The 26,443-nt window shown below is 58.6% G+C and carries 24 protein-coding genes; 9 read left to right on the top strand and 15 right to left on the bottom strand.

What is annotated here, in order from left to right:
• The first annotated feature begins 47 nt into the window (after positions 1 to 47).
• Positions 48 to 959: an SDR family NAD(P)-dependent oxidoreductase gene (locus tag EL257_RS13750; protein ID WP_126363354.1), complete on the top strand. Its 912-nt coding sequence runs from the start codon at positions 48 to 50 to the stop codon at positions 957 to 959.
• Position 960: 1 nt separating this feature from the next.
• Here EL257_RS13750 and EL257_RS13745 read toward each other — a convergent pair whose 3' ends face one another.
• The 8 genes from EL257_RS13745 to cyoA form a co-directional block, all read right to left on the bottom strand.
• Positions 961 to 2,130, bottom strand: a complete 1,170-nt coding sequence (locus tag EL257_RS13745) for an MFS transporter (protein ID WP_126363352.1) — start codon at positions 2,128 to 2,130, stop codon at positions 961 to 963.
• Positions 2,131 to 2,151: 21 nt separating this feature from the next.
• Positions 2,152 to 2,394 carry a DUF2934 domain-containing protein gene (locus EL257_RS13740; protein ID WP_126363350.1) on the bottom strand — a complete coding sequence of 81 codons (243 nt, stop codon included), beginning with the start codon at positions 2,392 to 2,394 and terminating at the stop codon, positions 2,152 to 2,154.
• A gap of 39 nt (positions 2,395 to 2,433) precedes the next feature.
• Entirely contained in the window at positions 2,434 to 2,694 is a 261-nt protein-coding gene (locus EL257_RS13735) for a metallothionein (protein WP_126363348.1), read from the bottom strand.
• Between the two features lie 104 nt (positions 2,695 to 2,798).
• Complete coding sequence (cyoE, locus tag EL257_RS13730) at positions 2,799 to 3,731, bottom strand: heme o synthase (protein WP_126363346.1); 933 nt, start codon at positions 3,729 to 3,731, stop codon at positions 2,799 to 2,801.
• Entirely contained in the window at positions 3,689 to 4,027 is a 339-nt protein-coding gene (cyoD, locus tag EL257_RS13725) for a cytochrome o ubiquinol oxidase subunit IV (RefSeq protein WP_126363344.1), read from the bottom strand. Before cyoD ends, cyoE begins: the two co-directional genes overlap by 43 nt.
• 1 nt (position 4,028) lies before the next feature.
• The gene (locus EL257_RS13720; RefSeq protein ID WP_126363342.1) at positions 4,029 to 4,643 is read right to left on the bottom strand and encodes a cytochrome o ubiquinol oxidase subunit III; all 615 of its coding nucleotides are present in this window, start codon (positions 4,641 to 4,643) and stop codon (positions 4,029 to 4,031) included.
• 2 nt (positions 4,644 to 4,645) lie between these two features.
• Positions 4,646 to 6,619: a cytochrome o ubiquinol oxidase subunit I gene (gene cyoB / locus EL257_RS13715; RefSeq protein WP_126363340.1), complete on the bottom strand. Its 1,974-nt coding sequence runs from the start codon at positions 6,617 to 6,619 to the stop codon at positions 4,646 to 4,648.
• A 2-nt stretch (positions 6,620 to 6,621) separates the two neighbouring features.
• Complete coding sequence (gene cyoA, locus EL257_RS13710; protein ID WP_126363338.1) at positions 6,622 to 7,551, bottom strand: ubiquinol oxidase subunit II; 930 nt, start codon at positions 7,549 to 7,551, stop codon at positions 6,622 to 6,624.
• 396 nt (positions 7,552 to 7,947) lie between these two features.
• Between cyoA and EL257_RS13705 the strand changes: the two genes are divergently transcribed.
• Positions 7,948 to 8,262: a hypothetical protein gene (locus EL257_RS13705; protein ID WP_126363336.1), complete on the top strand. Its 315-nt coding sequence runs from the start codon at positions 7,948 to 7,950 to the stop codon at positions 8,260 to 8,262.
• Between the two features lie 56 nt (positions 8,263 to 8,318).
• Here the strand turns inward: EL257_RS13705 and EL257_RS13700 are convergent, their stop codons facing one another.
• Positions 8,319 to 9,488, bottom strand: coding sequence for a zinc-dependent alcohol dehydrogenase (locus EL257_RS13700; protein ID WP_126363334.1), 1,170 nt, complete (start codon positions 9,486 to 9,488; stop codon positions 8,319 to 8,321).
• The gene (locus tag EL257_RS13695) at positions 9,488 to 10,318 is read right to left on the bottom strand and encodes an SRPBCC family protein (protein ID WP_126363332.1); all 831 of its coding nucleotides are present in this window, start codon (positions 10,316 to 10,318) and stop codon (positions 9,488 to 9,490) included. The genes EL257_RS13700 and EL257_RS13695 overlap by 1 nt, the downstream gene beginning before the upstream one ends.
• 183 nt (positions 10,319 to 10,501) lie before the next feature.
• Here EL257_RS13695 and EL257_RS13690 point away from each other — a divergent pair, with 183 nt between their 5' ends.
• On the top strand, positions 10,502 to 11,281 hold the full coding sequence (locus EL257_RS13690) for a gamma-glutamyl-gamma-aminobutyrate hydrolase family protein (protein ID WP_126368114.1): 780 nt from the start codon (positions 10,502 to 10,504) through the stop codon (positions 11,279 to 11,281).
• Positions 11,282 to 11,537: 256 nt separating this feature from the next.
• Positions 11,538 to 11,909: a low affinity iron permease family protein gene (locus tag EL257_RS13685; RefSeq protein ID WP_126363330.1), complete on the top strand. Its 372-nt coding sequence runs from the start codon at positions 11,538 to 11,540 to the stop codon at positions 11,907 to 11,909.
• A gap of 61 nt (positions 11,910 to 11,970) precedes the next feature.
• Here the strand turns inward: EL257_RS13685 and EL257_RS13680 are convergent, their stop codons facing one another.
• The 5 genes from EL257_RS13680 to EL257_RS13660 form a co-directional block, all read right to left on the bottom strand.
• Positions 11,971 to 12,918 carry an alpha/beta hydrolase gene (locus EL257_RS13680; RefSeq protein ID WP_126363328.1) on the bottom strand — a complete coding sequence of 316 codons (948 nt, stop codon included), beginning with the start codon at positions 12,916 to 12,918 and terminating at the stop codon, positions 11,971 to 11,973.
• A gap of 76 nt (positions 12,919 to 12,994) precedes the next feature.
• Complete coding sequence (locus EL257_RS13675; RefSeq protein WP_126363326.1) at positions 12,995 to 14,017, bottom strand: transketolase family protein; 1,023 nt, start codon at positions 14,015 to 14,017, stop codon at positions 12,995 to 12,997.
• Positions 14,014 to 14,862, bottom strand: coding sequence for a transketolase (locus EL257_RS13670; RefSeq protein ID WP_126363324.1), 849 nt, complete (start codon positions 14,860 to 14,862; stop codon positions 14,014 to 14,016). Before EL257_RS13670 ends, EL257_RS13675 begins: the two co-directional genes overlap by 4 nt.
• Before the next feature lie 19 nt (positions 14,863 to 14,881).
• On the bottom strand, positions 14,882 to 16,186 hold the full coding sequence (locus tag EL257_RS13665; RefSeq protein WP_126363322.1) for an MFS transporter: 1,305 nt from the start codon (positions 16,184 to 16,186) through the stop codon (positions 14,882 to 14,884).
• 94 nt (positions 16,187 to 16,280) lie between these two features.
• Positions 16,281 to 17,030 carry an SDR family NAD(P)-dependent oxidoreductase gene (locus tag EL257_RS13660; RefSeq protein WP_126363320.1) on the bottom strand — a complete coding sequence of 250 codons (750 nt, stop codon included), beginning with the start codon at positions 17,028 to 17,030 and terminating at the stop codon, positions 16,281 to 16,283.
• 191 nt (positions 17,031 to 17,221) lie between these two features.
• On the opposite strand from EL257_RS13660, the gene EL257_RS13655 reads away from it, so the two are divergent.
• The 5 genes from EL257_RS13655 (at position 17,222) to EL257_RS13635 (ending at position 26,440) form a co-directional block, all read left to right on the top strand.
• Positions 17,222 to 18,139, top strand: coding sequence for a LysR substrate-binding domain-containing protein (locus tag EL257_RS13655; RefSeq protein ID WP_126363318.1), 918 nt, complete (start codon positions 17,222 to 17,224; stop codon positions 18,137 to 18,139).
• 334 nt (positions 18,140 to 18,473) lie between these two features.
• Positions 18,474 to 19,406 (top strand): NAD-dependent epimerase/dehydratase family protein, encoded by a 933-nt coding sequence (locus tag EL257_RS13650; RefSeq protein WP_126363316.1) that lies wholly within the window; start codon positions 18,474 to 18,476, stop codon positions 19,404 to 19,406.
• A gap of 64 nt (positions 19,407 to 19,470) precedes the next feature.
• Positions 19,471 to 22,284: a bifunctional glycoside hydrolase 114/ polysaccharide deacetylase family protein gene (locus EL257_RS13645; RefSeq protein WP_126363313.1), complete on the top strand. Its 2,814-nt coding sequence runs from the start codon at positions 19,471 to 19,473 to the stop codon at positions 22,282 to 22,284.
• A complete protein-coding gene (locus tag EL257_RS13640) occupies positions 22,262 to 25,894 on the top strand; it encodes a tetratricopeptide repeat protein (RefSeq protein ID WP_126363311.1) in 3,633 nt (1,210 codons plus the stop codon). The genes EL257_RS13645 and EL257_RS13640 overlap by 23 nt, the downstream gene beginning before the upstream one ends.
• A gap of 27 nt (positions 25,895 to 25,921) precedes the next feature.
• Positions 25,922 to 26,440: a penicillin-binding protein activator LpoB gene (locus EL257_RS13635; RefSeq protein WP_126363309.1), complete on the top strand. Its 519-nt coding sequence runs from the start codon at positions 25,922 to 25,924 to the stop codon at positions 26,438 to 26,440.
• The last annotated feature ends 3 nt before the right edge of the window (positions 26,441 to 26,443 follow it).

Here is a 26,443-nt window from a genome sequence, read left to right as displayed (position 1 = left end):
TCCTGGCGCTTATGGTGAGTCGCAACTCTACAAGCGAGGCATCACTGATGACGCGTATCACCACACCGTTCGGCTTTCATTCAACAGCACAGGAGGTCATCGAAGGCGTCGACCTTAGCGGGAAACGGGCCATCGTGACGGGCGGGGCGTCCGGCATTGGCATCGAGACTGCGCGCGCATTGGTCAATGCCGGCGCGGACGTCACGCTCGCCGTACGGCGACCCGAGGCGGCGGAATCGGTAGCCGCTCAATTGCGCGCCGGGGGCAGGGGCCGGGTTGATATCCGCACCGTCGATCTGGCTGATCTGACTTCCGTCAAATCGTTCGCCGAGTGCTGGTCGGAGCCACTGCATATTCTGGTCAATAACGCCGGCATCATGGCCGTGCCTGAGCGACAGCTTTCCGCGCAGGGTTGGGAGCTGCAGTTCGCCAGCAACTTTCTCGGTCACTTTGCGCTGGTGCTGGGATTGCAGAACGCTTTGAGCAGCGCTGCAGGGGCGCGGATTGTGTCGCTCAGCTCAAATGCCAACCTGCTAGGCCCGGTGGTTTTCGATGACATCAACTTCGACTTCCGTGCCTACGACGCTTTCGCTGCATATGCTCAGGCAAAGTCCGCTTGCGCGCTTATCGCCGTGGAAATTACCCGGCGCTGGGCGGAACGCGGGATTTTCGCTAACGCACTGAACCCCGGCGCAATTGCCACCAATCTGCAGAAGCACACCGGTGGCCTCAAAACCCCGATTGAACGCCAGAAGACTGTGCAACAAGGCGCCGCGACATCGATATTACTGGCCGCATCGCCGCTGTTGGCGGGAATTGGCGGTCGTTATTTCGAAGACTGTAACGAGGCGTTGGTCGTCGACAAGCGCCCGGCCGACTACACGGGAGTCGCGCCTTACGCTGTTGATCCGGATAACGCGCGGCGACTGTGGGACGTTGCTACGGCAATGATTAGCTGACTCAGTACTGTTTGCCGCCAACGCAGCGAGGCGCCATCGCCACGCAAGCCGCCAGCGCAAAACCGCAGAGGGCAACGGTCACCCCGGCAGGTTCCAGCACTGCGCCAAACAGGGGTGTGCCAGCCGTTTGCCCTAGCGCGAGGACCAGAAATGGAATGCCCAGCCCCAGATCCGGACGATCGGGAAACAGAATGATGCCCTGGAGCAAATAAACGCCGGACGACACGATATAAGCGGCGCCGAACACGCACATCGCCGCAAGGCCAATAAACGCCGAAGTGGAAGCGGCGGTCAGCCCAAATGTGCCCACTGCGATGCCCGCCAGCGCTAATCGATGGATTCGCGCTATGCCAAATCGTCCGGTCAACACACCGGTTGTACAGCCGCTGAGACCTGCGACGCCCAACACGATCCACGCCCAGGCGATTGATTCATCGGAATAGTGGGCTTGAGTGCGCAGAATGTCGGCGCCGAACGTCCAGATCGCCGTGCTCGCCAGCCCCATCAGAAACGCGCTACAGCACAGCGGCAACAAACCGGGCCGATGCAGCAAGGCCGAGGAGAATTGCGGCACGACGGCATGTTCGAAACGTCGCGGTACGGCAAACCACAACCAGACCGTAACGCCAACGCCGATCAACGCGAACAGCGCGTACAGTGCTCGCCATTCGCCCGCAGCGACAATAACCGCTAAGCCGGAAAACACGATGCCGGCGGCCGTGCCGGCATTGATAAAACCGTTGGCGCGTGCGCGGTTCGCTTGATCAAATTGCGCAGCCACGGCACTGGCCAATGGTGGCGAAGTCAGGCCAGTGCTTAAACCGGCGAGGGCCACGCCGCACCCCAGCGTCAAAGCCGATTCAGCGAAAACAATCAACCCCATGCCAATCGAAGCCGCCGCACCGGCGTACACCGTCAGTGCCCGTGGACTGATTTTTCCGTTGCAGATGAATGTCGCGACGATGCCCACGCAATACGCCGCGAAGGCACTGCCGCCGATGGTTCCGGCGGCAGAGACGCTGAGCGCAAGATCCTGGCGCATGGTCGGCAGCAGCAGCCCATAGGCAAACCGCGCCAGGCCATACGACAACGCTGTGAGGGCGAATGCCGCCGCAACCAGATTGACGCCGCGCTTCACGTTGTCAGCAACGGACATGGTTAACGACGGCATACCGTCGGTTCGACAAATCGATCATTTCGCCGCGGAAGAAGTTTTTTTGCGGGTTTTGTTGGCTACGTCAGGTGCAGCGCTGTTGCTCTTTTTGCGCGGTGCAGGTGGCGCTACGCTGCTGGCGACCGAGCCGGGCAGGCCATCGGAATCGAACGCATCCAGTTCGGCGCGCGCCTGGGACCAGTGTTCGAAATCCTGCCCGTGCGGTCGGCCCTGTTCTTCCCAAAGGCGGTAAGCGGTTTTACGGATGGTTTCTTCGTCCATAGCTTTATCTCCAGCCAATTGAATAACAGTGTCGGCGACTCACGGCGAAATCGGATCGCTGGCCGGGAAGGTTTCTTCAACCGCCTCGTCCAGTTTCGCATCGCTGACATTTTGCTTATCCCGCCCCAGGTTTTGCTCGCAATGGCAATTGCTGGAAGGGCAGGGTTGCCCGTTGGGGTGAAGATCTGCGCACGCCTGGCTGCAATAGCGTTTGCCGTCGCGCTCGACGCTGCCTTCAGCATTGCATTCGCAGGTACATCCCGGGCAGGCACATTTGGATGTGGACGCTTCGTTGGCCATGGTTTCCTCCGGTTTAATTTTGTCGGTGCGGTCATTAATTGTGATGACGTGTATGCGATGGCGTTTGAATGGATTTATCGGTGGCCGATGAGCGGTCACCGAGGTCAACGACTCGTCGCGAAAGTGCTCAGCGACGGCAGGACGCCATTCAGCGCCAGCGAAACATTGAGCGCCATAATCAGCAGGATCGACACAACGAAGAGGCGTCGCGCCCAGGCCTTCGAGGTGCTGGCGTTTACCTGTTGCAACGCCAGGTACAACCAGTAACCCCCCAAGCCGATCACCACCAGCGGATAAGACAGATTGAGGTTGGCAACCCAAGCCAATGTGGCAGCGCTCGCGAGGAAGGCGAGCATGTAGGCGCTGATCTCGCGTCGCGCTTGGCGCAACGTCAGGGTGGGCAACCCGGCGGCACGAAAATCTTCATGGCGCATGACGGTGATCGCGTGGGAATGGGGCATTTGCCAGCAGCAAAATACGACGATCAGCATCAACGCCGTGGCATCGAAACGGTTGGTCACCGCGCAATACCCCACCACCGGCGGCATGGCGCCGGACAGACTGCCGACCAGCGTGCCCCAATGGGAGCGGCGTTTCATCAGGCACGTGTAAAGACCTGCGTAAACGACCAAACCGAACGCGGCCAGCGCACAGGCTAACGGGTTGGTGCCGCGCCAAAGCAGCACGAAACCGAGCACGCCGAGAACGCTTGCATAGCTTAGAGCCACCGGCAATGACACGGCGCGGATGGCCAAAGCCCGATGGCAGGTACGGACCATGCGCCGGTCGATGTCGCGGTCGACGCAGTTGTTGATCACGCAGCCGCAGGCAATGATCAGCGCTGTGCCCAGCAGGGCGGCGGACAAGTGTGCAACCGACACCGTATGGCCAGCGCTGGCGAGTAGATAGCCGCCCAATACTGAGGTCAGATTGCCGAAGATGATGCCGGGTTTGGTCAGTTCAATGCCGAGATTGAGCGGCAACCGCCATTGCTTCAGTGCGCCAGCATGTTGTGGTGAATGCCGTTCATGATCCATAGCGAGAGCCCAACCAGCAGGAGAATGATGACCGCAGAGAAGATCAGCGCGATCAGGTTCCAGCGTTGTTCCGCAGCGGTGTCCAGATGCAGAAAGTATTTGAGGTGGGCGAACACCTGGACCACGCCCAGCGCGACCACTACCCATGCAGTGACGCTGCGCGGCAATGTCGGGAACATCACCAGGCCGAAAGGGATCACCGTCAGGATCACCGAAATGATGAAGCCGATGCGGTACGAACGACTGGTGCCATGGCTGGTGCCGGCACTGCTATGTACTTGGCTTTGGTTATACATGTCACACCACCCCCAGCAGATAAACCACGGTAAAAACGCAAATCCACACGACATCGAGGAAGTGCCAGAACAGGCTCAGGCAACTCAGGCGCGTGGTGTTGGTATTGGTCAGGCCACGGCTGCGTATCTGCGCCATCAGCACCGCCATCCACACCAGGCCGCTGAGTACGTGCGCGCCGTGGGTGCCGACGAGGGTGAAAAACGCCGTGAGGAAGCCGCTGCGATCCGGCCCGTAGCCTTCTTCGATGAGGTGATGAAACTCGTTGATTTCCATGGCGATGAAGCCGCACCCCAACACAAACGTCACGCCCAGCCAGCGCAATACATGGGACGGCTGATTGCGGTTCATCGCCAGCATGGCGTAGCCGTAGGTGATGCTGCTCAGCAGCAGCAGAGTGGTTTCGGCGAGTACGTAGGGCAACTCGAAAATATCGACGGTAGACGGGCCGCCCGCGACGCTGTCACGCAGCACCGCATAGCCCGCGAACAGGGTCGCGAAGAGGATGCAGTCGGTCATCAGGTAGATCCAGAAGCCGAACACACGCATCGACCCGGCATCTTCGTGGCCCTGCTCATGACTGTGAGCGATGTCTTTTTCCAGCACGATATTGGACATGATCAGGCCTCCGCCAAGTCTTTGAGACGCGCTTTCTCGATCCGCGCAACTTCCTGCGCCGGCACGAAATAATCGATGTCTTCGTCGTAGCTGCGCACGACCATGGCGATGACCGAAGCCACCAGCCCGAAAATCGCCAGCCACCAGATGTGCCACACCAGCGCGAAGCTGCAGATCAGGGCGAACACGCTGATCACCAGACCCGCCGAGGTATTGCGCGGCATGTGAATGCTGCGGTAATCGGTGTGACTGAGCGTGCTGACACCGCGCTCCTTCATGCCCCAATAGGCATCCAGATCACTGACTTTCGGTTGTTCGGCGAAGTTATAGAAGGGCGGTGGCGAGGCCGTGGCCCATTCCAGCGTGCGACCGTCCCACGGGTCGCCGGTCAGGTCGCGGTACTGCGCCCGGTTGCGGATGCTGACAAACAGTTGCAACGCCTGACATGCCACACCACACAAAATGATGCCCACGCCGACCAGTTCCAGCAGCAGCCACGGCTGCCACGCGGGATTGTCGAAATGGTTGAGGCGCCGCGTCATGCCCATGAACCCAAGCACGTAGGACGGCATGAAGGCGAAGTAGAAACCGGTCAGCCAGCACCAGAATGCGATGCGCCCGAGCCGGTCGTTGAGGCGGAAACCGAAAGCTTTCGGGAACCAGTAGGTCAGCCCGGCCATGTAGCCGAACACGGCGCCACCAATGATCACGTTATGGAAATGCGCAATCAGGAACAGGCTGTTGTGCAACAGGAAGTCCGCACCGGGGACCGCCAGCAGCACGCCGGTCATGCCGCCGATACTGAACGTGACGATAAAGCCCAGCGTCCACAACATCGGCGTTTCGAAACGTACCCGCCCGCGATACATGGTGAACAGCCAGGTGAAGATCTTCACGCCGGTCGGCACCGCAATAATCATCGTCATGATGCCGAAGAACGCATTGACGTTTGCCCCGGCGCCCATGGTGAAGAAGTGGTGCAGCCAGACGATGAACGACAGGATGGTGATCGAGATCGTCGCCCACACCAGCGACACGTAACCGAACAGGCGCTTGCTGCTGAACGTCGCGGCGATTTCGGAGAAGATCCCGAACGCCGGCAAAATCAGGATGTACACCTCCGGATGGCCCCAGGCCCAGATGAGGTTGACGTACATCATCGGGTTGCCGCCGGCCTCGTTCGTGAAAAAATGCATGCCCAGATAGCGATCCAGGGTCAGCATCAGCAAGGTGGCGGTGAGGATCGGAAATGCCGCAAGGATCAGCACAGAAGTGCACAAGGCGTTCCAAGTGAACACGGGCATTTTGAACAGGGTCATGCCTTCGGTGCGCATTTTCAGAATCGTTACGAAGAAATTCACCCCGGTCAGTAACGTGCCGATGCCGGATATCTGTAACGACCATATGTAGTAATCGACCCCGACCCCGGGGCTGTAACCCAATTCAGACAATGGCGGGTAGGCGACCCAGCCAGTGCGGGCGAATTCGCCGACTCCCAGGGAAATGTTGACCAGCGCCGCGCCGACCACAAACAGCCAGAAACTCAGCGCATTGAGGAACGGGTACGCCACATCGCGCGCGCCAATCTGCAACGGCACGACGATGTTCATCAGGCCGACCACGAACGGCATGGCCATGAAGAAAATCATGATCACGCCGTGGGCGGTGAAAATCTGGTCGTAATGCTCCGGTGGCAAATAACCCGGCCCGCCACTCGACGCCATGGCCTGTTGGGTGCGCATCATGATTGCGTCGGAAAAACCGCGCAGCAGCATGACCAGCGCCACGATGATGTACATGCAGCCGATTTTCTTGTGGTCGACCGAGGTGAACCACTCGCGCCAGATATAGCCCCATTTGCGTTTCCAGGTGACGGTGCCCACCAGCGCGAACCCCATCAGGCCGACGATCACCAGGGTGTACATGACAATCGGCTCGTCAGTTGGAACTGCATCCCACGAAAGTTTCCCGAACATGATCAGCGCTCCTCGGCCAGCAGACTCGGTTGTTGTTGAGCGCGTTTGTCATTGCTATCGCGCTGCGCTTGAGCTGGCTTGGCGCCAGGGCGTTTATTCATGCCTTCATACTTGTCGACGATGTTCAGAAACAGTCGATCCTGAACGGCCGAGTAATAAGTGATTCGATGGGCAACAGAAGGCTTGGCCAACTCGGCATAGCTGTTTTGATCCAGGCGCTGCGCGGCGCTTTTGACCTTTTCGGTCCACGCTTCGTAATCGGCGCCGCTCAAAGCCAAAGTGCTGAAGTGCATATCAGAGAAGCCGCGACCGTTGTAATTGGCGGCAATCCCGCGGTACTGGCCAACTTCATTGGCGATCAGGTGCAACTTGGTTTGCATCCCCGCCATGGCATAGATCTGCCCGCCCAGCGCCGGGATGAAAAACGAGGTCATGGCTGCGTCGGAGGTGATGGTGAAGTTGACGGGCGTGTTGACCGGGATCGCCAGTTCATTCACTGAAGCAATGCCCAGGTCGGGATAAATGAACAACCATTTCCAGTCTGTTGCGACCACCTGCACGTTAACCGGTGGCACGTCGGAATCCAGCGGTCGATAGGGATCCAGCGCATGAGTGGTTTCCCAGGTGACCCAGCCCAGCACGCAAATGATCAGGAACGGAACGCCCCAGACCACGGCTTCGATCTTGTGCGAACTGGCCCAGCGCGGTGTATATCTGGCCTTTTTGTTGGTAGCGCGATAGCGGTACGCAAAGGCAAACATCATCACGATTACCGGGATGACCACCAGCAACATCAATCCCGTTGCGAGAATGATCAGATCGCGTTCATCTTTGGCCACCTGGCCCTTGGGATTGAATACAACCAGATTGCATCCAGCCAATAACAGGCTGCTGGCGATATACATCAGGCAATAGCCGATCGTTCGCTTCATGACAGGCTCCAGTGTCGACGTCGCTCCCCGGATAACCAAAACCGCGACGCGCCAAGTTGTTCTTTCACGCTGGCAAGGTTTTACCGCTGCGCTTGTTTAACAGCGAATCGAAGTGGCTCGCTTACTGTCGGCACGCGAACGCGGATACCGCAACAAATAGCGTTGGCTACGCTGTTAGCGACAATTACGCGAAGGTGTTTCGCTACGGCCACGAACTTTTGGAAGGCGTGGAAAACTGGTTGGTTTAACATTTTGTTACTTCGCCTGACGAACGGTTGAACAAGCGAAACGGCAGTCGCCATTCATCGGGGTAAAGGCTTCATTGCGCGATAAAACATGAATCATTTTGTAATAGCTCTACTCTTTGGAGAGAGCGTATTACCCTCGGAGCGAATCATGTTTATTCGTGGCGAAACGTATAAGAAATGGTCAGCAAAAGAACGGCCCGACGAATGCTTTACCCAAGAGGTGGAGAACGGCTGTCACATTGAGGTCAGAGCGCGGGAGCAGGAGAGCGGCGATGTCGAGGTCTTTCGCAGCGTCTATGCCCCGAATGGACAAGCTGTGTTCGAGAAAATCGAAACCTTGCCGGGCGCCCAGTGGACGGTGCATGACGCGCTCAAGCGCGGCATCGATCAGGCCGAACGTATTGCTGGCGGCGAGTCAGGCCGTTTGCCGTGCGCCGACGCGCATAATCATGCGGACGACTGAATCAACGGCGCTTCTGAAGCGGGTCGTCAATGCCCGCATCAGAAGCGCTCGGCGCGTCACGGCTTGAATACGGCGCGCAGGCACTGGTCGGTTTTTTCCTTGAACATCCGATAGCCTTCGGCGCCATCCTCCAGACTCATCGGGTGCGTCAGCATCCAGGAAGGATCGAGTTCACCGTTCTGAATGTGTTCAAACAGCCGCGTGGCGTAGCGTTGCCCCGGCTGTTGCCCGGACCTTAGGGTTAGCGCTTTGTTGACGATCGCGCCCATCGGAAACTTGTCGAGCAGCCCGCCGTACACGCCCACTACCGAAACCGTACCGCCCTTGCGGCAGGCACGGATGGACTGGCGCAGCACCGTGCCGCGTTCGGTGTGCAAACGCAGCATCTGTTTGGTCTTGTCGTAGGCGTAATCGATTTCCGTGCCGTGAGCTTCCATGCCGACGCAGTCGATGCAGCGATCCGGTCCGCGTCCGCCGGTCAATTCCAGCAGCGCCTCATGCACATTGGTCTTCTCGTAATTGATCGTAATCGCCTTGCTGCGCTCTTCGGCAAGTCGCAGCCGCTCAGGGTAACGATCAATCGCGATCACCCGTTCGGCGCCGAGCAGGTAGGCGCTGCAGATCGCCATTTGCCCGACGCCGCCACAACCCCACACCGCGACGGTATCGCCCGGCTGAATGTCGGCGTTGTCCGCAGCGAAGTAGCCGGTCGGTGCCGCGTCGGAAACGAACACGGCTTGTTCGTCACGCACGCCGTCAGGCACTTTGAACAGGTTCACGTCAGCGTAGGGCACCCGCACGTAAGTCGCGTGGCTGCCGGGGTAGCCGCCAAAGGCATGGCTGTAGCCGATGATGCCGCAACACGGCTGACCATAGGCGAGGTCGGTCATCGAAGGATTGGGATTGGAATTGTCGCAGCAGGAAAAATCACTGCGTTGGCAGGGCTCGCAATTGCCACAGCCGATGATCGAGATGGTAATGACCTTGTCGCCCTTGCGCAGGCCCGTGACGCCGGGCCCGACCTCGACGATCTCGCCCATGAATTCATGGCCGATGATATCGCCCGGCTTCATCGCCGGAACGTAACCGCCGAGCAAGTGCAAATCGGAACCACAGACCGAGGAGAGGGTGACGCGAATGATCGCATCGCGCGGGTTGAGAATCGCCGGATCAGGGACATTTTCCACTTGTAAACGATTGGGTGCTTGCCAGGTAAGTGCGCGCATCAGTGAATCCCCCCTTCAATTGCCACACCGGTCTTGACCGCGCCTTGTCCGGCGGTATGCCCGGTTTCGCCATGCACGTAAAAGAAATCGTCGTCGCCCTCGGGGCGCATGCGGTTGTTGCTGACTTCGCCGGTTTCCAACTGCTGCTTGATGGCTTGCAAACCATTGAGCAGAGCCTTGTCACTGAACAGACTGATCGCCCGGGCGAACGCGTAACCGAGTTTGCCCATGGCCGGTTTGCACACGACCACGGCTTTGACCTGAGTACCGCGACCGGCAGGCGCAGGGCTCAGCGCCACGGAAATATCGTGCTGCCACTTCGACTGATCCGGGGTCTGCCAATGCAGCGAATTTTCGTCCTCGGCCGGGCGGCGAATCAGCGTCGTTTGCAAGTGCCGACTGGCCGGCGCGCGGAGCGTCCAGCGGGTGGTGTCGGGCGTCATTTGCTCAACGCTATCGACCCAACGCAGCAACGGCCCGATATTGTCGACGCTGGCGATAAAGTCGCGGACTTCTTCCAATGGCCGGTTGATCGTCACGCTGCGGGTGATCGCTTCGCTGATCGGCCAGTGATGCTCTCGGCTGAATTGCTGTTCGAAGGGCGTCGGCGTGAGGGCTTGTTTCAATCGACAATGGCCGGCAGCACCGCGCCAAATACCATAAGCCCCGGCAACGATTTCCAGAGCGCCGGTCAGGCCGCCCTTGCGCCAGCCATGCAACAGCAGCGCGCCTCCGGCCGAAAGTGACAATGCGCGCTCGGCGCTGGTCATCGCACCGGGTTGGGCGCGATGGTTGGGGGAGTGCGTAGCGATCAACGGATGGTCAGTCATGTTGCAGTTCTCCATCGGATTGTTAGCGATAGAAAAAACTGCGCCGTTTGAGGTTCATCTGTATTGCGCACGTCTGGACGAAAGGTCACCTGGCGTTGCTCTGCGGATTTAAATGAACGGCCGGGATTTCGCGAATATCAATATCTGCAGGCATCGCATCAACAACCACAGCCGGAGGAGTATATGTCTCCACTGCCTATCATCGGGGTCACGGCCAGTTCGTGGAAAATCGGCCCGCACGCCGTGCAAATCAATGATGACAAAAATTCCCGAGCCGTGATCAGTGCCGCCAAAGGCCTGCCGCTGATCTTGCCGATGTTTCCGGATCTGCTCGAGCCTGCACAGATTATCGCGAGTGTGGACGGGCTGCTGTTTACAGGCGCGCCTTCAAATATCGAACCCAGCCATTACGGCGGCCCACCAAGCCCGCCGGGCACTCAGCACGATCCGGCGCGGGACCAACTGACGCTGCCACTCTGGCGCGAGGCGATAGCGGCGGGGTTGCCGGTGTTAGGCCTGTGCCGCGGAGTGCAGGAGCTCAATGTGGCTTTCGGCGGGACGCTGCACCAGCAACTCGACGAAGCGGGTGCGGAGCACGAAGCGCCTGACGACGAAGCCATCGAAGAACAATACGCACGAACCCATGATGTCACCGTGCAACCCGGCGGCGTGCTCGAGGAGCTTGGGCTGAGCGGGGTGATCAAGGTCAATTCGGTGCACGCGCAAGGCATCGCACGAGTGGCTGACAACTTGCGGATCGAAGCGATAGCGCAGGATGGTTTGATCGAAGCGCTGTCGGTGCCTGGCAGCAAAGGATTTGCCCTGGGCGTGCAATGGCATCCAGAGTGGCAAGTGATGTCGCATGCGGATTATTTGAAGATCTTTCAGGCGTTCGGTGAAGCGTGCCGGGTGCGCGCGGAACAGCGCTCGATGGGTTTAGCACCCGCGCGCAACACTTTTTGAGCCAGCGCTGCGGAGGACCAAGACTGCAAGTCTTAAAAGATCGCAGGCTTCGCCAGCTCCTACAGGGGATCGCGCATTCCAGTGTAGGAGCTGCCGCAGGCTGCGATCTTTTTGGCTGGTAAACCGGGCCGTTTAGCAACGCTTCAACCGGCGCAATCTCTGCCTCAACACATTAACACCGACGAGCGGTTGGAATGTGACTAAGTATTTCAGCGATAGACGAGGTCAATGTTTGGGTCTATCCAGAGGTATCCAGATGAAATTCGCACGTTTTTGCCAGGCACTGTCCAACTGGGCGGGCAGCCCAAAAACCTTTTTGACGGCGATCCTTTTGATCGTCGCCTGGGCCGCAACAGGGCCGTACTTCCACTACAACGACACTTGGCAACTCATCATCAACGCCTCGACGACGATCATCACATTCCTGATGGTTTTCCTGATTCAGAATACGCAAAACCGAGACAATGACATTCTGCATCTGAAGATCGATGAACTCATTCGAGCGACGAATGCAGCGCAAAATGCCAGCTTGGGTCTGGAGAAAATGGAAGCGCGCGAGCTGAGAAAGCTCCGCGATCAATACCGCGCGCTTGGTGAAGCGAGCGAGATTGACGTAGAGCCAATCTGACAAAGCCTCTGTGGTTTCAACGAAAGGGCCCAAGTGGCCCTTTTCTGTGGCTCAGCATTTCCTACTCGCTTGCTATCGCACGCCTCAAAGCTCGGACGATGTCGTGGGCAGACTGGTCAGTTACGTGGCCCGGATTCTGGTCGAACATATGCGGCGCGCCGGGGTAAATATGGAACTGTACGGCGATGCCTGAGCGAGACAGCCTCAATGCGAAAGCGGCATCCTCTTCCAGAAATAGATCAAGTGCGCCTACCGAGATATAAGTCGGTGGCAGACCGCTCAAGTCTGTCTGCATTGCCGGTGAAAACCAGCCGATTCTTTCATCATCGAGTGCATAGTCGCCGCGCAGGCAACTCCAGCAGAACAGGTTGGGCTCAGGCTTCCAGCCGATTGTTCCGGTAGTGCTGTTCTTGTGCGGCGAGTCGGCAGTGCCTGTTCGATAATCCAGCATCGGATAGATCAGGACTTGTGCCGCGATGGGGTAGGTGCCTCGATCACGAGCCAGAATAGCCAGCGCTGCAGCCAGTCCGCCGCCGGCGCTGTGCCCCATGACGACCAGTTTACGGGTGTCGATATTGAAGTCTTGGCGATTTTCGAATAACCAGCCAAGCGCCGTGTAGCAGTCTTCAAGAGGAATGGGGAAGGGGTGTTCGGGTGCAAGGCGGTAATCAACAGCCACTATCAGTGCGCCCAATTCTTCGGCCAGTTCTGCCAGATAGTCGTCTGCCATTTCAGGTTGTCCGAGGACGAAACCACCGCCATGGATGTACAGGATTACAGGTAGAACCTTGCCCTGTGCCGCGACATCGGGCTGGTAAAGACACAGACGCAACTGCGCTCCATCAAAAGTTGCTGTCCATACCGACTCGCAACGGGCTTGCACTGTCGGTTTGAATGTTGCGTGGACGCGCTCCCTGATGGCAGGCAGCGTATCCAGCGCCCAGGCTTGTTCCGCGCCGGGCGTCAAAAAGCTTCGGAAAGCGGGATCCAGCAATTCATGTGGTTTCAAGACTGCGCCCCTTTTCTCATGTGAAGAGGCGCCCCTCATCGAAGCGCTCTTCACGATGAACTACAACAAGATGCCGCTACAACCAGGCTTTGATTTGCGCACAAACGGCGGGCGTCGAGATGCCATACCGATCATGTAGCGTCGGCAGAGCGCCTGCGTCCAGAAATGCGTCGGGCAAAGCGATTTGCCGGAAGGTCGGCGTGACGCCATTGCGCAGCAACAACCCGGCAACCGCCTCGCCGAGGCCACCGATAATCGAGCTGTTTTCTGCGGTCACCACCAGGCGGCCCGACTTGCGCGCCTCGGCCAGAATGGTTTGTTCATCCAGTGGCTTGATGGTCGGAACGTGCAGGACGGCGACATCGATGCCGTCCGCCTGGAGTTCTTTCGCCGCTTCCAGTGAACGCATGGTCATCAGACCGGTGGAAATGATCAACACATCATTGCCGGTGCGCAGGGTCTTGGCTTTGCCGATCTCGAATTTGTAGCCGTACTCGTCCAGGACCAACGGCACGTTGCCCCGTAGCAGGCGCATGTAAACCGGGCCTTGATGCGCAGCGATTGCCGGCACGGCCTGCTCGATTTCCAGCGCGTCGCACGGATCGACGATCATCAGGTTTGGCATGGCGCGGAAGATCGCCAGGTCATCGGTAGCCTGGTGGCTTGGGCCGTAACCGGTGGTCAAGCCAGGCAAGCCGCAGACAATCTTGACGTTGAGGTTTTCTTCGGCTATCGCCATGCAGATGAAGTCGTAGGCGCGACGGGAGGCAAACACCGCATAGGTAGTGGCAAACGGCACAAAGCCTTCCCGAGCCATGCCGGCGGCCGCGCTCATCAGCAACTGCTCAGCCATGCCCATCTGATAAAAACGGTCGGGGTGAGCTTGCGCGAAGATGTGCAGATCCGTGTATTTCGACAAATCGGCGGACAAGCCGACGATGTCCGATCGCTGATCCGCGAGTGCTGCCAAGGCGTGGCCAAAGGGCGCAGATTTTGTTGCCTGACCTTCAGAGGCAATTGAAGCAATCATCGCAGAGGTCGTCAGTTTTTTCTTCACGGTCACGGGCGCCGGAGCCGTATTGGTATTGGTAGTGCTCATGCAGTTTTCCCCTCTTCGAGATTGTTCAAGGCCAGATCCCATTCGTGTTCATCGACGCGGATGAAGTGCGCCTTCTCGCGGGTTTCCAGAAACGGCACACCTTTGCCCATTTTGGTATCGCAGATAATCACTCTGGGCTGATCGGCTGGATGGTTGCGCGCCGCATCGAACGCCTTTACCAATGCGTCCAGATCGTTACCGTCCACACGTTGGGTGAACCAGCCGAACGCTTGCCATCGATCGACGATGGGTTCAAACGCCAACACCTCGCTGGAGCGTCCATCGGCTTGTTGATTGTTAACGTCGACAATTGCGATGAGGTTGTCGAGTTTCCAATGAGAGGCCGACATCACCGCTTCCCAGGTCGAGCCTTCATTCAGTTCGCCGTCCGATAGCAGGTTGTAAACGAACGAAGCGGACTTCTTGCGCTTCAGACCGAGGCAGGCGCCCACTGCGATTCCCAGACCCTGGCCAAGGGAGCCGCCGGTAATTTCCATGCCCGGTGTGTACGTGGCCATGCCGGACATCGGCAAGCGGCTGTCGTCTGAGCCATAAGTTTCAAGCTCATCCAGGGGCACGATTTCAGCTTCGATCAACGCTGCATAGAGTGCGATCGCGTAGTGGCCGATGGAGAGGTAGAAGCGATCGCGCTGTTCCCATTCCGGGTCTTCGGGCTTGTAGGCCATCGCGTGAAAATACGCCACGGCCAGCAGGTCTGCAGCGCCTAAGGCCTGACCGACGTAACCCTGGCCTTGGACCTGGCCCATGCGTAAAGCGTGGCGGCGAATATTGTGCGCGCGCTGCACCAAAGTGGTGGACGGCGCATGAGATGGATCGGCAGTCATGGGGGAATTCTCCGTTAACTCAACGATTGACCGAGGCGGCAGGAATGCGCAGTACCAGACAGGCGCCGATGCACAGCACGCCAGTGATCAGATACATGCCGATGGCGCTTGAACCGGTCGTGGTGGTGATCCAGCCAATCAAATAGGGCGAGCAGAACCCTGCGAGATTGGCAAAGCTGTTGATGCCGGCGATGCCCGCCGCAGCGGAAACTCCGCCCAGCAATGTGGTCGGCAGCATCCAGAAAAGTGACGAGGCAGAAAGCACACCCGCCGCCGCCAGGCACAGGCTCAATACCGATAGAACCAGACTGCCGCCAAATACCGCGGCGAGCGCGAGACCGAGGGCGCCCGCAATCATCGGCCCCACCAGGTGCCAACGACGCTCTTGGTGTTTGTCCCCGCTACGACCCATCAGAATCATGGCGACAATGGCGCACAGGTAGGGAAGGCTGGTCAGCAAGCCGATGTGCATCGCGTCGGAAACGCCAGCATTGCGGATCAGCGTGGGCAACCAGAACGTGATCGCATACTGGCCCATGACTACGCAGAAGTAGATGCAGGCGAGAATCCACAGGCGGCGATCACGGATAAATTCAGCCACTGAAGCGTGGGTGACTTTCTGGCTGTTGTCCTCGGCCAATTCCTTGCTGACCAGTTCCTTTTCTTCATCGCTCAGCCACGTGGCCTGATGCACGCCATCCTTGAGGTATGCCAGGACCAAAAGCCCAACCACCACCGTCGGAATGGCCTCCAGAACGAACATCCATTGCCAGCCAGCCCAGCCGTGAAACCCTGCGAACTCCGTCATGATCCAGCCTGAAAGCGGCCCGCCGACCATTCCGGAAAGCGGAATGGCGATGAACCACAGCACGGTCATTTTCGCGCGACGATAGGAAGGAAACCAATAAGTGAGATAGAGCAACAGACCGGGCGCAAGACCTGCTTCTGCGACGCCAAGCAAAAAGCGCAGCGCATAGAATTGCCACGCCGTTTCAACGAAAGCGAAGAGGGCGGAAATGATGCCCCACGAGATCATGATGCGCGCGATCCAGCGTCGGGCACCCACCTTGTGGAGGATCAGATTGCTCGGCACCTCACAAAGGAAATATCCGAGAAAAAACACCCCCGCGCCGAGCCCGTAAACGGTCTCGCTTAACGAGAGGTCGCTCATCATCTGAAGCTTGGCGAACCCTACGTTGACCCGGTCAAGGTAAGCGCACAGGTAGCACAGCATCAGAAACGGCATCAAGCGCCAGGCGGTTTTACGGTAGGCGCTTGACCGAACCGAGGCAGCAGCGTCGAGGGTCATGGTGGAAGTAATCATGTCAGTCTGATCTCTTGTTTTTATAGAACGCCGGTATGAACCCGGCGTACCTTCGATCCAGAACTTTATGGGCCGATGCGACCCGCCACTTGCGTCAGTGGATCAACATACCGCCGTTCACATCCAGGGTGATCCCGGTGAGGTAAGAGGACAGGTCGCTAGCGAGGAACAACGCCGCGTTGGCAACATCCTGAGCGGCGCCCAGGCGACCCAGCGGAATGCTCTCGATGATCGCGTGGCGACGTTCATCCTGCATGAGACCGCCGGTGATATCGGTATGTATCAAGCCAGGCGTGATGGAATTAACCCGGATATTTTCGCTACCGAACTCTCGCGCCATGGCTTTGCCCAGTCCGAGAACACCGGCTTTCGCGGCGCTGTAGTGGGGGCCGCCGAAAATGCCGCCGCCGCGTTGGGCGGACACAGAGGACATGCACACGATGCTGCCTGAAGCCTGACTGCGCATGGTAGGAATGACGGCTTGTGACATCAGCAATGTACCGCGCAGGCTGACATCCAGAACCTTGTCGTAATCGGCAGGGCGGATGTCCAGGGTCTTGATCGGTTGGGTAATACCGGCGTTGTTGACGAGTACGTCGATACGTCCGAATCGCTCGATGACTTTAGCGACAGCGAGTTTGACCTGGGTTTCGTCCGCAACGTTGGCTGCGAGTCCCAAATGACCTTCGCCGAGGGCGGCGGCTGCGTCACGTGCAGCGGCCTCGTCCAGATCGAGGATAACCACGCGGGCGCCGTGGTTGGCAAAGGTCACTGCGGTTGCACGGCCGATACCACGTTCCGACGCTGCGCCAGTGATGATGGCGACTTTACCTTGAAGAAGCATGAGGATTACCTCTGATTGTTTTTATGGTTCGATTCATTGATCGATGATTCAGAGTGTTCCTCGGCGCAGTGCCGAGCAATAATGCTAACGTCACTGGTCGATGAAAAAAATTCACCTCTCGGGCCTCCAGGTTGCTGAGTAGCGAGTGCACACTGTCTCCGTAACGCCCAGAAAAACAAGGAACACGTCTGATGCGCAACGACGAAAATCCCTCATTCAATCTGCCACCGCTGAGGGCAATTCAAGCCTTCGAGCAGACAGCCCGTTTCGGCAATCTCGCCCGAGCGGCCGAGGTGCTTGATCTCACACCGTCTGCGGTGAGCCATCAGTTAGCTAAACTGGAAGTGATGATCGGGCGACAGCTGTTTGTCAGGGCCGCTCGCGGAGTGACACTGACGCCTGTTGGCGAGCAGTATCTGAAGGATATTTCCGGTCTCTTGCAGAGTCTGGAAGTCGCAACGGAGCGGGCGGCGAGTGACGTGAGTCTGGACTGCCTCAGACTTCATTCCTCTCCCAGTTTTGGATTGCTCTGGCTCATGCCTCGGCTTGAAGCTTTCCGAATGAGTAACCCGGATATTCAGATAAACCTCTCCTGTTCCTATGAGTCGCTGCATTTCAGCCAGGACAAGATTGACGTCGATATCCGCCACGGACGACCCAACTGGCCCAGCTACGAAGTCCGCACTGTGCGCAACGAAACGTTCGCCGTCCTTGCCTCGCCGAAGCTGCTGGCTCGTTGCCCGATCAATACCGCAGCGGATCTGCTGGCGGCGGATCTGATTCTTTCTGAGGCAACGCTCCTCAGGTGGCCGGAGTGGTTCGCCCAGCATGGTCTGGCAAGACCCGAAAATCCTTACGCGCTGAGTTTCGACCGTTCGTACATGACCCTCGAAGCGGCAAGCCACGGTTTGGGTTTCGCTCTGGAAAGTGCACTGCTCGCGCAAAAGTATTTATCAAGCGGTGCCTTGGTCGAGGTCGCGCCGCAAGCACTGAGTTCACCTGTCGCCGCCCATCATCTGGTGTTCCCGAGGGCACACTCGAGTTTTCCGCGCGTTCGGCGGTTCCTCGAATGGATGGAAGAAGAGCTCGGCCATAGCTTTGTTTTCTAGTTCCTCGATGGCGAAGGAGCCCTTGTTTTCGCGGTATCCAGGACGCACCCGCACAGCCGTTTGATAGTAATTTGTCGTCAATTAAATGGCGTTATTTGGCGCAAATTAAAAGAAATGACAATCTATTGACAGCCCTATCAGGATCAAACATTATCCCGGCCGGTTTTGATGGCTTTACGCCATTTTTAGCCGTGTTGGGGTTTCTGATTTCGGGTAATGAATCCTCAAGAAACGAGTTCAACAAGTCTTGGAAGGGCGAGCAGCAAACCGCCCTCCATCTTGTAAGTGGTGCCCCACCCAAGTGCTTGCGATCGAATCTTCAGGAAAGAATTTCATGTCTATGGAACGCGTTTTGGTCACCGGTGGTGCAGGCTTCATCGGTTCGCATCTGGTCGATGCCTTGCTTGGCGAAGGCTACAAGGTCAGCGTGCTGGATAACCTGTCGACCGGCAAGGTTGTCAATCTGCCCATCGGACATGCTGGCCTGGAGTTAATGATCGGGGACGTGGCTGACGCTGCCGTCGTGCGCCAAGCCATGGAAGGTTGTGACGCCGTGGTTCACCTGGCTGCAGTCGCGTCGGTGCAAGCTTCGGTTGATGACCCGGTCGGCACCCATCAAGCCAACTTCGTGGGCACACTCAACGTCTGCCAAGCCATGCTGCAAACCGGCGTGAAGCGAGTGGTCTTTGCCTCCAGTGCCGCGACTTATGGGAACAACGGCGAAGGCAGTGCAATCGAAGAAGACACTCCCAAGGCACCGCTCACGCCTTACGCCAGCGATAAGTTGTCCAGTGAGTATTATCTGGATTTCTACCGCCGCGAACATGGCCTGGAACCCGTGGTATTCCGCTTCTTCAATATCTTCGGGCCTCGCCAGGATCCGTCCTCTCCGTATTCCGGCGTGATCAGCATCTTCACCGAACGCGCGCTCGCCAAAAAACCCATCACGGTATTCGGTGACGGTGGACAGACCCGTGATTTCGTATACGTCGACGACCTGGTGAGCATCCTCGTCCAGGCGGTAAAAACCAGCGAGCCGCCGCGCGTTGCCATCAACGTCGGACTCAGCCGTTCGACCAGCCTCAACGACCTGATCGACGAGTTGGGCAAGGCCACAGGCACGCCGCTCGACGTGTCTTACCAAGCACCACGCCAAGGTGATATTCGCCACTCGCGCGCCAACAATGCTCGCTTGCTGAATAACTTCACGCTCGCGCAACCAACCGCTATTGGCCAGGGCTTGGCGCAGCTTCTGCGAAGCTTGTAACCCGCCGGTCACCACCATCCGACGTTAACGAAATACTGGCTCAGCCACTATTCAAGAGTGAACTATGGAAATTGCTTTTCGCAGGACGCGTGTTCGCGCGATTGCCGAGCGGCTGATGGCTGCATTGGCATTGGTCGTTAGCGGGTCAGCAGTCCAGGCTGCGGCTTTGCCGCAACCCACCAGCGTCGCGTTCTGGTACGCCGACCAGCCGCCATTGCCCGAGCTGTCGCAGTTTGACTGGGCGGTGGTCGAGCCGGGACATATGACGCCGGCTGACGTCAAAACCCTGCGGTCGTTAGGCAGCCAGCCGTTTGCGTACCTTTCTGTCGGCGAATTCGATGGCAACAAGGCTGCAATCGAAAAGGCCGGTCTGAACAAAGCGCTATCGTCGGTGCGTAATGATGCTTGGGACAGCCAGGTCATGGATCTCACGTCGGAAGCCTGGCGCACGCATTTGTTCAGTCGCGCGAAAGACCTGCAAGCGCAAGGTTACGCCGGCTTGTTCCTCGATACGCTGGACAGTTTTCAACTCGTGCCGCAAGACGCGCGTGAAGCCCAGCGCGTTGGCCTGGTGAGTCTGCTGCGCGAATTGCACAAACGTCAGCCCGATTTAAAGCTGTTCTTCAATCGCGGCTTTGAAGTGCTGCCAGAACTGGATGGTGTCGCCGCCGCCGTGGCCGTCGAGTCGATCCATGCCGGCTGGGATGCGACGACCAAACGCTATCGTCCGGTGTCTGAATCTGATCGCGAGTGGCTTGAAACACATCTGCAGCCGCTGCGCGCCAAGGGTATCCCGCTGGTGGCGATCGACTACTTGCCACCGGAACAGCGTGAAGACGCACGCAAGCTGGCCAAGCGTCTGCGCGGCGAAGGCTTCATTCCGTACATCAGCACCCCTGATCTCAATACCATGGGCATCAGCAGTATCGAGGTGCAGCCGCGCCGCATTGCGCTGATTTTCGACCCGCGTGAAGGGGCACTTGAGAACGCCAACGGTCATACGTACGTCGGCGGTCTGTTGGAATATCTCGGTTACCGCGTCGATTACCTGCCGGCCGACAGTGATTTGCCAAGTTACGCGTTCAATGGACTTTATGCCGGCGTGGTGACCTGGATGACCAGTGGCCCGCCGCAGGACGTTGCGACATTCAACCGGTTCATCAAGGCGCGCCTGGACGAAAACGTCCCGGTGGCTTTTCTTGCCGGCTTGCCGATTGAAGACGCCGTGCTGCTCAAGCGCATGGGCCTCAAGCGCGGCGCGACGCCGGGTACGCAAGTGCTTACTGTGACGCACCAGGACAACACCTTGGTCGGCAACTTTGAGGCGCCGGTGGTGCCGCGCTCGCGTGACTTGACCGCTCTGGCAACGCTGCCGGACGGGCCGAAAGTGGCGTTGTCGCTGACCAATGCGGCAGGCGAGGTATTCACTCCTGTGGTCACCGCCCCATGGGGCGGCCTGGCGCTGGCGCCGTACCTGATCGAAAGAAACAATGAACGCGCACGCTGGATCATCGACCCGTTCGCGTTCCTTCAAGCCAGTTTGCATTTGCCCGTGCAGCCGCGCCCGGACACCACCACCGAAAACGGCCGCCGCATCGCCACCGTGCATATCGATGGCGACGGCTTCCCGTCCCGCGCTGAAGTGCGCGGCACGCCATATGCCGGGCGCCATACGCTGGACGACTACATCAAGCCCAATCCATTTCTGACCTCGGTGTCGATCATCGAAGGCGAGATTTCGCCACGCGGCGCGTTCCCGTTCCTGGCCCGTGAGCTTGAGCCGATCGCCCGCGAAATTTTCGCCAACCCCAAAGTCGAGGTGGCGTCGCACACGTTCAGTCATCCGTTTTTCATGCAGCCAGACAAAGCCCGCAAGCGCGAGAACTTCGAGCCTGAGTACGGGATAAATATGAAGATCCTCGGCTACGACAAGATCGATTTTCGTCGCGAGATATTCGGCTCGCGCGACTACATCAACCAGAATCTCACCACCCCGCAAAAACCGGTGAAGCTGGTGTTCTGGCCAGGCGACGCGCTGCCGTCTTCCGACACCATCAAGCTGGCCTACGACGCTGGTCTGAAGAACGTCAACGGCTCCGAGACCATCATGACCAAGGCCAACCCGTCGCTGACCGGGTTGAATCCGCTGTTGCGGCCTACGCCGGGCGGTTTGCAGTACTACGCGCCGATCATCAATGAAAACCTCTACACCAACCTGTGGAAAGGCCCGTATTACGGCTTTCGTGAGTTGATCGATACCTTCGAACTCACCGAAAACCCGCGCCGTCTGCGCGGCCTGCATCTGTATTACCACTTCTATTCCAGCACCAAGCAAGCGTCCATCAAGGCCATGCACGATATCTACGGGTACATGCGCGATCAGCAGCCGATGTCGCTGTGGATGAGCGATTACCTGGATCGCGTGCACGGCTTGTATCAGGCCAGCCTTGCGCAAACGGCGGATGGTGCCTGGCAGATCCGCGGGATGGATGCGCTGCGGACGTTGCGCCTGGATCCGCAGATGGGCTGGCCCGACTTGCTGCGTTCTCAGGGCATTGCCGGGGTGCGCGATCTGCCGCAGGGCCGTTACGTCGCCCTGAGCAGTGCGAGTGCCTTGCTGGTGTTGCGCCCTGATCGCGACACCCGGCCGGCATTGGAGGAAGCCAACTTGCCCTTGGTTGATTGGCGCTATCTGGATGATCGTCGGGTCAACTTCAGCTTCGCCGGGGAGTTCGACTTGAGCTTCTCGGTGCGTTCGGCGACTGCCTGCCGCGTAGAAGTGGATGGACAGCGATTTGCGGGCAAGGCTTCGGCCGGCCTTTGGACTTTTCAATTACCAATGAAGCAGGTGAGTAATGGTCAGCTCTTCTGCAACTAAAAATAACCGCCTGCTCAATCCTTGGGCATTGGCGGTCGTGGCGGTAGCCGTGGGCGGGCTGCTCTGGGCAACCTTCCAGCGCGAAGAAGTATTCCAGCCCGACGGCGGCGAGCCCGATGCGGTCTCGGCCAACTACGGCGAGTTATTACTGGCATCCCATCCCGATGACGACCATCTGCGGATGCAACTGGTGGATCTGCTGATTCGCCTGGGCAACTACGCCCGGGCACGCGAGCATATCGACGCCTGGCCCAAGCCGACGGCCGACGTTCAAGCTTATTACCGGCTCGAACTGGATTCGTTAATGGCCGCCGGTAAAAACGATCTGATCGCGCAGCAGGCGCTGGCTGCGCGGCTGACAAGCTTCGACCACGCCAAGCTGCCGCTGCCGCTGTTGCGAAAGCTGGCGACGCTGGGGCTGACTTTGCAGTCCCCCGCGTTCACAGCCACCGTCTACGAAGAGATCGCCGGGCGCGATCCGGCCGGACGAACCGAAGCGCTGAAATCCGCAGCGCGCTGGTACATGGCCGGCGAAAAACCGGCGCGGGCGGCGGATATCTATCTGCAGCTGCGACGCGAAAGTCAGCAAGCGGCCGAACGTCGTGAATTTGCGCAACTGGCCTTCGACAGTCTGTTGTCTGCAGGCGATGACCAGCGGGCGGCGCAGGTGCTTGCCGATGAGTTGCCGCAGCTCAACAATCCGCAAACCGATCCTGCCTGGCTGGAGCAGGGCGTCGATGTGGCGGTGGCGACCAGGCATTTTGATTTGGCCCAGCGCCTACTCAAGCAATGGCGCGTGTTGCAGCCGGATAATCCGAAAGTCGCGCTTAAAGAGTTTCACGTGCGTTTGGCCATCAATGATTTGGCCGGTGCCTGGGAAACCGGTTTGCCGTTGACCACCATTTACCCCGATGACTTGTCGTTGCTGGAGCAAATGGCCCGGTTGGGTGAATGGCGTGGGGACAACGCGGCAGCGTTGGGTTTCTGGATTCGCCGTCTGAAGTTGAAAGATGATCCGCAAATGCGTGAACACGCATGGCGGCTGGCGAGCCAGCAATTCGACTTCGATCGCTCGATCCCGCTGCTCGCTGAGATCATGCAGCAGCGTGCCCTTACTGACGTTGAACTTGATGCGCTGATCTATGGCCATGAATCGCGCGGTACGCCCGAGCAGGCCGAAAGCTGGCTGCTCGCCTACCTGAAAAAGTACCCTTCGCATCGACTGGCGTGGACGCGGCTGGCGCAGAATCTGGAAAACACTGGAAAGTTTGCCGAAAAGGCCAAGGCCTACAGTGAATTTGCCAAGCGCTTTGAACTGACCATGCCCGAGCGAGTTGACTGGGCCAGCACCTACATGAAGCTGTTCGATGAACAAGCAGCATGGAAGGTGGTTCAGGCCAATGATAAAAGCATCAAATACTCTGGCTACTGGCTCACTCGCGCATCCCTGGCCTGGGACATGGAGCGTGATGAAGATTTGCTGGAATCTCTGGAGAGGCTTCTGGCGATCGATGGCAAGCTCAACCGTGGCGACGAAAGCCAGCTGATCACGCTGTATCAAACCCGCGATCCACGACGCGCACAGGCATTGATGATTGCCAGCTGGCACAGCGGGAAAAATCCGCAACGCCTGGTCGAAGCCCTTCAGCTGTCCCAAGATCTGCAGGACTGGCCACAAGTCGTCGAGCTGCTCAAGGACGCCGAGCAATACCCGGATGCTTATGAGCAACCGCAAGTGCTGGCCGTGCGTGGCGCTCTGGCGGTCGAACAAGGGCAACCCGAAGAAGCCGAGCGCTTGTATTTGCAGGGCCTGGCGAAGTATTCCGGCGAAAACCTGTTCCGCGAGCGCTTGATGTGGCTCTACGTTGATCAGGGCGATACCGCGAAGCTCAAACCTCTGCTTATCAAATGGCGCGCACAGGCCCGTCAGGATCGCTTGCTCTGGCTGCCGTTTGCCAGTGCCAGCCAGTTGGTCGGTCGCGATGCCGAAGCGTTGGCTTGGTACCGCACGTATCTGAAGACAGTGCCTGGCGATTGGCTGGTGCAGGCGGCGTATGCCGATGCCTTGGACACCGCGGGTTATCAGGATGCCGCGCAACGACTGCGCTTGAAGCTGCTGCGCAATCCCGAGGCCGACAATCTGCAACCGTCGTCGCAGCGCTACGCCATCTGGCTGCGCTTGATGTCCAGCAGCTATTCGCCACGTATGGCGCAGCAACAATTGTTCAAATGGAAAGACGGCTCGCCCGCCATGAAACAATTGTGGTTTGAACGGTTGCTGGCGCGTCTTGACGCGACCAACCAGGAATCGCAAAAAGACCAGTGGCTGGAATGGGCACGCGGCCAGGGCCTGAAGGTCGACCGCTATGAGCAGATTCAGCAGGCGTTGCGCAGCCGCAATAAATCCCAGCTCGAAACCCTGCTGGCCAACAGCGATCTGAATCCGGCCCAACGTGCCCAGGCGGTCAGCCGTCTGGGGCGCACCAATGAAGCGCTGGACATCAACTTATCGGCGCTGGGTGACGATCAGCCTGAGGCGGTCAACGACCAATTGCGCCGCCAGGCCGTGGAAATCCACGAAACCACGCCGCAAGGCATGCTGCTGTCCTACAAGAAGCAAGATTTCGGGGGTATTTCCTTCGACTCGCCGCGCCTGAAAATTGCCCATAACCTGGGCGACAAATGGTACGCCGACCTCGAAGTCGAAAACGGCAAGTACAAAGGTGACGACGTTATCTCGTCGAGAATCGGTGACGAAAGCAATGCGGCCCTGACCCTGATTCGCCCGGTGGAAAATGGCAGTTGGACGTTCTTCGGCGACACCAGTCAGCGCAAGGACGATGACCGCAACGGCCTTGGGCTGTCGCGCCAATGGCAACTGGATTCGCGGCAGCAGATCGAGACCGGTCTGGATTGGCATCGCAAGAGCGAAGACAGCGGTTTGATGCGTGCCTTCGGTCAGCAGGATCGCGCTTGGGTCGGCGGGCGTCACGGCCTGACCGCGCGCGATCAACTGAGTTGGGAAGTCGCGCAGCGGTCGTTTTCGACCCGTGCCGGCGATTCGCTCGGTAACGGTCACGCGCTGAAGCTGGAGCTGGATCACACCCTGGAATTCGCCGGCCCCAACTGGACGGTGCGCAGTGGTCTCGATTACCAGAAGAACAACGTCAAAGACCGGAATCTGGACTACCTGTCCAGCGACTTCAACGGTGCTGTCCGCGTGCCGACCTTGCCCGCTCCGGCTGTCGAAACTGATCCGGACACGGGTTTGCCGCTGCCAGCGGATCCCGTCGAATTGCAGACGGTGACGGCCAAAGATCTTCTGCAAAGCCGCTATGGCCAACTGTACGTTGGCTCTACTTGGCGACGCGGTATTCCGGGCGCGCTCGTGCGCAGCAAGCCGCAATACACCTGGCTGGTGGACATGACGGCAGGGTGGCAATGGACCGATCAGACATTCAACTACGGCGTTAACACCGGTATCGGTTTTGAAGTACTGGGCAACGACGAACTGGCCCTGACCTTCGGCTACCAATCTGCGCCACAGGGCGGGGATGGCCAGTCCGGCGGCGTAGTGGGCATGAGCTATGGCCTGCGTTTCGGGCGCTGATTACAGAACTCTACGGGAGACAACCTTATGCAAGCAATTCGCAACCTTAGCCTGGCACTGACAGTTTTGTTCGTCGCTGGCTGCTCCAGTTTCACCAGTGACAACAGCCCGAGCCTGCCGCGCAATGCGCTGTGGGGCGTCGTGCCGATGGTCAACTATTCCCAAACGCCTCAAGCCGGTGAGCGTAGCGAGCAGATTCTGCTCAGCGTGCTGTCCAGCCACGGCCTGCAACCACGGGTTTACCCGGCCAGCACCCAGGGTGAACAAGCACTGATGGATGACAATCAGCGCCTCAACGGCGCCATGGAATGGGCGCGCGAGCAGAAGCTCGATTATGTAGTGTCCGGCAGCGTGGAAGAGTGGCAGTACAAAAACGGCCTCGACGGTGAGCCGGCAGTGGGCGTGAGCCTGCGCGTACTGGATGCCAAAAGTGGCGCCGTACTGTGGAGCAAAAGCGGCGCGCGCGCCGGCTGGTCTCGTGAAAGCCTGGCAGGCAATGCTCAGACAGTCATCGACAAACTTGTTGGCGCCCTTCGGTTCGAGTGAACG

The organism is Pseudomonas fluorescens (assembly GCF_900636825.1).
Taxonomy (GTDB): Bacteria; Pseudomonadota; Gammaproteobacteria; order Pseudomonadales; family Pseudomonadaceae; genus Aquipseudomonas; species Aquipseudomonas fluorescens_BG.
This window is presented reverse-complemented; position numbering and strand designations above follow the sequence as displayed.

Excerpts from the sequence above, each read along its gene's own strand:
- EL257_RS13705 (WP_126363336.1), top strand. The coding sequence starts at position 7,948 with ATGTTTATTCGTGGCGAAACGTATAAGAAATGGTCAGCAAAAGAACGG.
- EL257_RS13690 (WP_126368114.1), top strand. The coding sequence starts at position 10,502 with ATGTCTCCACTGCCTATCATCGGGGTCACGGCCAGTTCGTGGAAAATC.
- EL257_RS13740 (WP_126363350.1), bottom strand. The coding sequence starts at position 2,394 with ATGGACGAAGAAACCATCCGTAAAACCGCTTACCGCCTTTGGGAAGAA.
- EL257_RS13695 (WP_126363332.1), bottom strand. The coding sequence starts at position 10,318 with ATGACTGACCATCCGTTGATCGCTACGCACTCCCCCAACCATCGCGCC.
- EL257_RS13665 (WP_126363322.1), bottom strand. The coding sequence starts at position 16,186 with ATGATTACTTCCACCATGACCCTCGACGCTGCTGCCTCGGTTCGGTCA.
- EL257_RS13750 (WP_126363354.1), top strand. The coding sequence starts at position 48 with ATGACGCGTATCACCACACCGTTCGGCTTTCATTCAACAGCACAGGAG.
- EL257_RS13640 (WP_126363311.1), top strand. The coding sequence starts at position 22,262 with ATGGTCAGCTCTTCTGCAACTAAAAATAACCGCCTGCTCAATCCTTGG.
- EL257_RS13735 (WP_126363348.1), bottom strand. The coding sequence starts at position 2,694 with ATGGCCAACGAAGCGTCCACATCCAAATGTGCCTGCCCGGGATGTACC.
- cyoE (WP_126363346.1), bottom strand. The coding sequence starts at position 3,731 with ATGGATCATGAACGGCATTCACCACAACATGCTGGCGCACTGAAGCAA.
- EL257_RS13700 (WP_126363334.1), bottom strand. The coding sequence starts at position 9,488 with ATGCGCGCACTTACCTGGCAAGCACCCAATCGTTTACAAGTGGAAAAT.
- EL257_RS13745 (WP_126363352.1), bottom strand. The coding sequence starts at position 2,130 with ATGCCGTCGTTAACCATGTCCGTTGCTGACAACGTGAAGCGCGGCGTC.
- EL257_RS13720 (WP_126363342.1), bottom strand. The coding sequence starts at position 4,643 with ATGTCCAATATCGTGCTGGAAAAAGACATCGCTCACAGTCATGAGCAG.
- EL257_RS13660 (WP_126363320.1), bottom strand. The coding sequence starts at position 17,030 with ATGCTTCTTCAAGGTAAAGTCGCCATCATCACTGGCGCAGCGTCGGAA.
- EL257_RS13675 (WP_126363326.1), bottom strand. The coding sequence starts at position 14,017 with ATGAGCACTACCAATACCAATACGGCTCCGGCGCCCGTGACCGTGAAG.
- EL257_RS13645 (WP_126363313.1), top strand. The coding sequence starts at position 19,471 with ATGGAAATTGCTTTTCGCAGGACGCGTGTTCGCGCGATTGCCGAGCGG.
- cyoA (WP_126363338.1), bottom strand. The coding sequence starts at position 7,551 with ATGAAGCGAACGATCGGCTATTGCCTGATGTATATCGCCAGCAGCCTG.
- cyoB (WP_126363340.1), bottom strand. The coding sequence starts at position 6,619 with ATGTTCGGGAAACTTTCGTGGGATGCAGTTCCAACTGACGAGCCGATT.
- EL257_RS13635 (WP_126363309.1), top strand. The coding sequence starts at position 25,922 with ATGCAAGCAATTCGCAACCTTAGCCTGGCACTGACAGTTTTGTTCGTC.
- EL257_RS13685 (WP_126363330.1), top strand. The coding sequence starts at position 11,538 with ATGAAATTCGCACGTTTTTGCCAGGCACTGTCCAACTGGGCGGGCAGC.
- EL257_RS13650 (WP_126363316.1), top strand. The coding sequence starts at position 18,474 with ATGTCTATGGAACGCGTTTTGGTCACCGGTGGTGCAGGCTTCATCGGT.
- EL257_RS13670 (WP_126363324.1), bottom strand. The coding sequence starts at position 14,862 with ATGACTGCCGATCCATCTCATGCGCCGTCCACCACTTTGGTGCAGCGC.
- EL257_RS13655 (WP_126363318.1), top strand. The coding sequence starts at position 17,222 with ATGCGCAACGACGAAAATCCCTCATTCAATCTGCCACCGCTGAGGGCA.
- cyoD (WP_126363344.1), bottom strand. The coding sequence starts at position 4,027 with ATGTATAACCAAAGCCAAGTACATAGCAGTGCCGGCACCAGCCATGGC.